Annotated in this window: 5 protein-coding genes; 4 read left to right on the top strand and 1 reads right to left on the bottom strand. The window is 74.1% G+C overall.

What is annotated here, in order from left to right:
- Window positions 1–301: 301 nt before the first annotated feature.
- Both I4I78_RS28345 and I4I78_RS28340 read left to right on the top strand, forming a co-directional pair.
- Window positions 302–676, top strand: coding sequence for an FKBP-type peptidyl-prolyl cis-trans isomerase (locus I4I78_RS28345; RefSeq protein WP_218614566.1), 375 nt, complete (start codon window positions 302–304; stop codon window positions 674–676).
- Window positions 677–681: 5 nt separating this feature from the next.
- Window positions 682–1,206, top strand: a complete 525-nt coding sequence (locus tag I4I78_RS28340) for a metallophosphoesterase (protein ID WP_218614568.1) — start codon at window positions 682–684, stop codon at window positions 1,204–1,206.
- Between the two features lie 50 nt (window positions 1,207–1,256).
- Here I4I78_RS28340 and I4I78_RS28335 read toward each other — a convergent pair whose 3' ends face one another.
- The gene (locus I4I78_RS28335) at window positions 1,257–2,381 is read right to left on the bottom strand and encodes a TerC family protein (protein ID WP_218614565.1); all 1,125 of its coding nucleotides are present in this window, start codon (window positions 2,379–2,381) and stop codon (window positions 1,257–1,259) included.
- Window positions 2,382–2,761: 380 nt separating this feature from the next.
- Between I4I78_RS28335 and I4I78_RS28330 the strand changes: the two genes are divergently transcribed.
- Window positions 2,762–5,578: an ATP-binding cassette domain-containing protein gene (locus I4I78_RS28330; protein WP_374225934.1), complete on the top strand. Its 2,817-nt coding sequence runs from the start codon at window positions 2,762–2,764 to the stop codon at window positions 5,576–5,578.
- Window positions 5,575–6,561 (top strand): ABC transporter permease (locus I4I78_RS28325; RefSeq protein ID WP_218614564.1); only part of this gene is annotated, 987 nt, incomplete at its 3' end. The genes I4I78_RS28330 and I4I78_RS28325, both read left to right, overlap by 4 nt.

The following is a 6,561-nucleotide window of genomic DNA, read 5'->3' as shown; positions in this document are numbered from 1 at the left end:
GCGACGCGGGTGCGGCCGCGACCGCGGGACGAAGCCGGGCGCTCGTGCGGCCGTCCCCGCCCGAGCCGTCCGAGCCGGTGCGCCGGAAGAAGGACCTTCCCCGGGAAATCGCTCGCGAACCGTGCGAGTTGGCGAGCGATCTTCCGGAAAGGACATCCCGCGCCCTGCCGGGACCACGAGCGAGGCCGGTGGGGGACCACGGACCCGGTCACCGACGTCCGCCCGGGGCCCCCGGGCGGACGTCGGGGCCCTCTGGCACGCTCGGGAACCGTCACTCTCACGACCCGCGAGGAGACCTTCCGTGCCCGCAGCCAAGCCCGTCGTCGACCCCGTCGACGGCCCCCTGCCCACCGACCTGGACGCCACCGACATCAGCCTCGGTGACGGCACCGAGGCCAAGCCCGGCGACCGCGTCGCCGTGCACTACGTCGGCGTCTCGCACTCGACCGGCGAGGAGTTCGACGCCTCCTACAACCGTGGCCAGCCGCTGGAGTTCGCCCTCGGCGCCGGCCAGGTCATCTCCGGCTGGGACACCGGCGTCACCGGCATGAAGGTCGGCGGTCGCCGCCGGCTGGTCATCCCGCCGCACCTGGGCTACGGCGACCGCGGCGCGGGCGGCGTCATCGCCCCCGGCGAGACACTGATCTTCGTGGTGGACCTGGTCGGGGTGGGCTGAGTCCGATCGCCCGCGTCCTGCTGATCTCCGACACGCACGTCCCGACCCGGGCGGCCGACCTGCCCGACGTCCTCTGGTCGGCGGTCGACGCGGCCGACGTCGTCGTGCACGCCGGGGACTGGATGGACGAGTCCCTGCTCGACCGGCTCGAGGACCGTTCCGCCCTGCTCGTCGCCTGCTGGGGCAACAACGACGGCCCCGAGCTGCGCGCACGGCTGCCGGAGACCGCGCACGCCGAGATCGGCGGCGTCCGGGTGGCCGTCACGCACGAGACGGGCGCGGCGCAGGGGCGGGAACGCCGCTGCGCGCGCGACCACCCGGACGTCGACCTCCTGGTGTTCGGGCACAGCCACATCCCGTGGGACTCCACGGCGGAGCTGCCCGACGGGCGGACGCTGCGGCTGCTCAACCCGGGCTCACCCACCGACCGCCGCCGCCGGCCCACCCACACGTGGATGACGCTCGAACTCGACGGCGGCCGGATCGGCCCGGTCACGCTGCACCACCGCGAACAGACGCCCGGGGCCTGACCGGCTGCTCGCCGGCAGGCCCCGGGCGTCCACGCTCCGGGGAGGCGGGCTCAGATCTGCCCGCGGCCCTCGGCCCTCTCGCGCTCGGCGATCTTCTCGTGCTGGGCGGCGTGCTCCTTCTCGTCCTGCTCGACGATCCGGGCCGCCTCCTCCTTGTTCCGGGCCAGCGGCGGCGCGGTGATCCCGCTGCCCTGCTCGGCCAGCGCCGGGTTCCGGCGGACGGCGACGAGGCTGACCACGGTCGTCACGGCGAGCACGCCGATGATCACCGCGAGGGACAGGCCGATACCGACCTCGGGGACCGGGAGCGGCTGACCGCCGTTGATGAAGGGCAGCTCGTTCTCGTGCAGGGCGTGCAGGGCGAGCTTGACGCCGATGAACGCGAGCAGCACGGCCAGGCCGTAGGACAGGTAGATGAGCTTCTTGAGCAGGCCGCCGAGCAGGAAGTACAGCTGGCGCAGGCCCATCAACGCGAACGCGTTCGCGGTGAAGACCAGGTAGGACTCCTGGGTGAGGCCGAAGATGGCCGGGATCGAGTCGAGCGCGAACATCACGTCGGTCAGCCCGATCGCGATCATCACGATCAGCATCGGGGTCAGCCAGCGCTTGCCGTCGATCTTCACGGTGGTCGCGGCGCCGTGGTAGTCCTCGGTGACGGGGAAGACCTTGCGGACCATCCGGATCGCCCGGCCCTCCTCCCACTCCTCGTCGTCGCCGCCCATGCCCTGGCGGACCAGGCTGATCGCGGTGTAGACGAGGAACGCGGCGAAGAGGTAGAAGACCCAGCTGAACTGTTCGATCGCGGCTGCGCCGACGGCGATGAACAGGCCGCGCATGATCAGCGCGATCACGATGCCGACGAGCAACACCCGGTGCTGGTGGATCACCGGCACCTTGAACGACGACATGATGATCAAGAAGATGAACAGGTTGTCGACCGAGAGCGAGTACTCGGTGATGTAGCCGGCGAAGAACTCCCCGGCGAACGTCCCGCCCGCGAAGAACCAGACGCCGATCCCGAACACCACGGCCAGCGCGATGTAGAACAGGACCCATCGCGTGACCTCGCCGAGGGTCACCGCGTGCGGCTTGTGGTCGACGACGAACAGGTCCACGGCCACGATGGCGACGAAGACGCCGATCGTGACCAGCCAGACCCACAGGGGGACGTTCACCGATTAACCTCCGGAACTCGGGCAGCAGAAGCACGCCCGAGGTCTCTCCCGCCACGCGCGACCCACCGGCCATGCGGTGGCGGGTCCTGCGACGCAGCCGGTGGTGCCGGGTCCCGGAGCGGACCGCTCCGTCGCCGTGCTGACGACACCACCGCGAACGGGATACTCCCCTGCGGTACGCGACAAGTGTGCTCTGTCCGGTTCTCCCACGCGAGGCGGGGTGAGCGAACGCACCCGTTCCGGCGACATCGTACCCGTCCCTGAGACGTTCTCAGGATCGGCGCGGCGCGCTGTCGGTGGGCTGACATAGGTTCGACGGCGTGCAGCGACTCCCCCCCGGCCGTCCCGCCCGCGCCGTGGTCGGGTCCCTGCTGCTGACCGTGGGGCTCCTCGCGAGCCTGCCCGGCGTCGCCTCGGCCGCTGCCCCGGTTGCCGCGGCCGCGGCCGCTGCGGCTCCGGCCCAGGCGCACGCCCGGGCCGTGCCGGCGGACGAGATCGCGGTCGAGCCGTCCCGGGTCGACGTGCCGGGCGGCCCGTCGCCCGCCGACGGGACGATCTCGCTGGACACCAGCCTCTACCTGCCCTCGTCCGCGACGCCGGCCACCCCGGCACCGGCCGTCCTGGTCGCGCACGGCTTCGGCGCCACCAAGGACAGCGTCGACTCCGACGCCCGCGAGCTCGCCGCGCGCGGGTACGTCGTGCAGACCTGGACCGCACGCGGCTTCGGCACCAGCGGCGGGCAGATCGCCCTGAACGACCCGCTCTACGAGGTCGCCGACGCGAGCCGGCTGGTGGACCGGCTCGACGAGCGGGCGGACGTGGCGAAGAACGGGCCCGGGGACCCGCTGGTGGGGGTGACCGGTGCCTCCTACGGCGGTGCGCTGTCCCTGCTGGCCGCCGGCAACGACCCGCGGATCGACGCGATCGTCCCGGTGATCACCTGGAACGACCTCGGCCAGGCCCTGTTCCCGAACAACGCGAGCACCGCCACGCTGCCCGCCGACACCCCCGCCCGCGGCGCGAACGCCGGCGACGGGGTGTTCAAGCGCGGCTGGGCCGGGGTGTTCTTCGGCAGCGTCGGCGACCCCCGCCGCACCGACCCGTCGCGGCCGCTGAACTGCGGGCGCTTCACCCTCGCCGTCTGCAACGCCTACACCGAGGCGGCGACGACCGGGCGCCTCTCCGCGGCCACGACGGAGCTGCTCCGGCGGGCCTCGCCGTCGTCGAACAACCGGATCACCGCGCCGACCCTGCTCGTGCAGGGCGAGCAGGACACCCTGTTCGGCCTCGACCAGGCCGACGCCAACGCGCGCCAGATCGCCGCGAACGGCCGCACCCCGGTCTCGGTCCTCTGGTTCGCCGGCGGCCACGACGGGGGCGCCCCGGACGCGGGCGTGCGCGCCCGGATCGGCGACTGGTTCGACCAGTACCTGCGGGCCGGGCGCAACGACAGCGGCGGGATCGTCAGCGCACCGCCGCCGACGGCGTCCGACGTCCCGTTCGCCTACCAGGTGCAGAGCGGTGTCCGGACCCGCGGCGACACCCCGACCGGGCGCACCGTGCTCGCCGACTCCTACCCGGGCCTGACCGGCGCGGCGTCCGCCGCCCCGGTCGGCACGCGGTCGATCGGGCTGACCGGCGCGCCGCAGGTCGTCGTGCACCCGGCGGGCGGCAACCCGGCCGCGGTGACCTCGCTGCCCGGCGCCGGGTCGGCGCTGAGCTCGCTCGGCGGGCTGTCCGGACTCGGCGCACAGCCCGGTCAGGCGGCCCGGTTCGTCTCCGAGCCCCTACCCGAGGCGACCCAGATCGCCGGCGTCCCGCGCGTCGACGTCGAGATCTCCCGGATACCGGGCCAGCCCGGCGGTACCGATGCGGTGCTGTTCGGTTCGCTGTCCACCCGCGGCGCGGACGGGCGCACCACGCTGCTCGGCAACGCCGTCGCCCCGCTGCGGGTCGCCGTCCCGTCCGACGGCAGCCCGGCCCGGGTCACCGTCACCCTGCCCGGGGTCGCCGCGCCGGTGACGGCCGGCAGCAGCCTGGTCGTCTCGCTGTCGACGACCGACCAGGGCTTCGACTCCGGCACCGCGCCGTCGGCGTGGCGGGTCGGGCCGGTCGACGGGACCGGCCTGACCGTCCCGGTGGTGCCCGGCCGCGCCGAGGCCGCGGACACCGTCCCGGTGTGGGCGCTGATCGGGATCGCGATCGCGCTGGCCGCGGCGGCCCTCGTCTGGCTGGTGGCCAGGACGCGCCGCCGCCGGGACCCGGAGACGGTGGCCGACGACGCGCCTCCGCTGCAGGTCAGTGGCCTGGCCAAGACCTACGGGGGCGGGTTCAGGGCCGTCCGCGACGTATCGTTCACCGTCGAGCGCGGGATGGTGCTGGGGCTGCTCGGCCCGAACGGCGCCGGCAAGACGACCGTGCTGCGGATGCTGATGGGGCTGATCTCCCCCACCGCGGGCGAGATGCGGGCGTTCGGCACTCCGGTCCGTCCGGGCGGCGCGGTGCTGAGCCGGATCGGCGCGTTCGTCGAGGGGCCGGGCTTCCTGCCGCACCTGTCCGGGGCGGAGAACCTGCGGCTGTACTGGGCCGCCACCGGCCGCCCGCCGGAGCAGGCCCGGATGGCCGAGGCGCTGGAGATCGCGGGGCTGGGCGACTCGGTGCAGCGCCGCGTCGGCACCTACTCGCAGGGCATGCGCCAGCGGCTGGCCATCGCGCAGGCCATGCTCGGGCTGCCCGAGCTCCTGATGCTCGACGAACCCACCAACGGGCTCGACCCGCCCCAGATCTACGCCATGCGCGAGCTGCTGCGCCGCTACGCCGAGGGCGGGCGGACGGTGCTGGTCTCGAGTCACCTGCTGGCCGAGGTGGAGCAGACGTGCACGCACGTCGTCGTGATGCACCGGGGCACCGTCGTCGCCGACGGCACCGTGGACGAGATCATCGCCGGTGACGGCGGCGCGTCGTTCGGGGTGGACGCCCCGGACCGCGCGGCACGGGTGCTCGACGGGCTCGACGGCGTCCGGGACATCGCCGTCCGCGGGTCGGTCGTGCAGGCCGACCTGGGCGGTGTGCCCCGGTCCGACGCCGTCGCGGCGCTCGTCGGGGCAGGGGTGGCCGTGCAGACCGCAGGCCCCCGGAGCCGGCTCGAGGACGCGTTCCTGGCGCTGGTCGGCGAGAACGGCGAGGGGAACTCATGAGCGAGCACGACGGGCCGGTCTCCGGCCGGCACCGCACCGAGACCCGGGCGGCCGACGGCGCGCGATCGAACGGCCACCGGCCCGGATCCGCCGCCGAGACGACCGAGCTCCGCCCCGATGCCGCCCCGGCGGCCGGTGCCGGCGCGGAGGTGACCCGGTCGACCCATCGCGGCCGGGTGGGGGCACTGGTCGACTCCGGGGCCGCCGCCCCGGCGGTCCCGGGTCGGACGCTGCCGATCCGGATCGAGCTGGCCCGCCAGCTGCGCCGGAGGCGGACCCAGGTCTCGTTCGCGCTGGTCGCGCTCCTGCCGGTGCTGCTGTGGGCCGCGTTCCTGATCGGCGGCGACGACGACGCCCCCGGCAGCGGCCCGACGCTGGTCGACCTGGCCAGCAGCAGCGGCACGAACTTCGCCGTGTTCACGCTGTTCGCCTCGGCCAGCTTCCTGCTGGTGGTGCTCGTGGCGCTGTTCTTCGGCGACACGGTCGCCTCCGAGGCGTCCTGGTCGTCGCTGCGCTACCTGCTCGCGATCCCGGTCCCGCGGGCCCGGTTGCTGCGCCAGAAGGCGGTCGTCGCCGCGATCCTGTCCGTGGCCGCGCTGGCCCTGCTCCCGCTCGTGTCGCTGCTCGTCGGATCGCTGGCCTACGGCGCGGGGGACCTGGTCTCCCCGGTCGGTGAGTCGCTGCCGTTCTGGACGGCCACCGGCCGGGTACTGCTCGGTGCCCTGTACCTGGCCGTGCACCTGAGCTGGGTCGCCGGCCTGGCGCTGCTGCTCTCGGTGAGCACCGACGCCCCGCTCGGCGCTGTCGGCGGCGCGGTGATGGCGTCGATCCTGTCCCAGATCCTGGAGCAGATCACCGCCCTGGGCGACCTGCGCGACTTCCTGCCCGGGCACTACGCCGACGCCTGGTCCGCCCTTCTCTCGCAGGACGTCGACTGGGGCGACATGACCCGGGGCGCCTTCTCCGCCGTCGTCTACGCGGTC

Origin of the sequence: Pseudonocardia sp. KRD291 (assembly GCF_019263595.1) — a bacterium.
Taxonomy (GTDB): Bacteria; Actinomycetota; Actinomycetes; order Mycobacteriales; family Pseudonocardiaceae; genus Pseudonocardia.
Note: the sequence above shows the minus strand (reverse complement) of the source record. Positions and strands in the feature narration are given on the sequence as shown.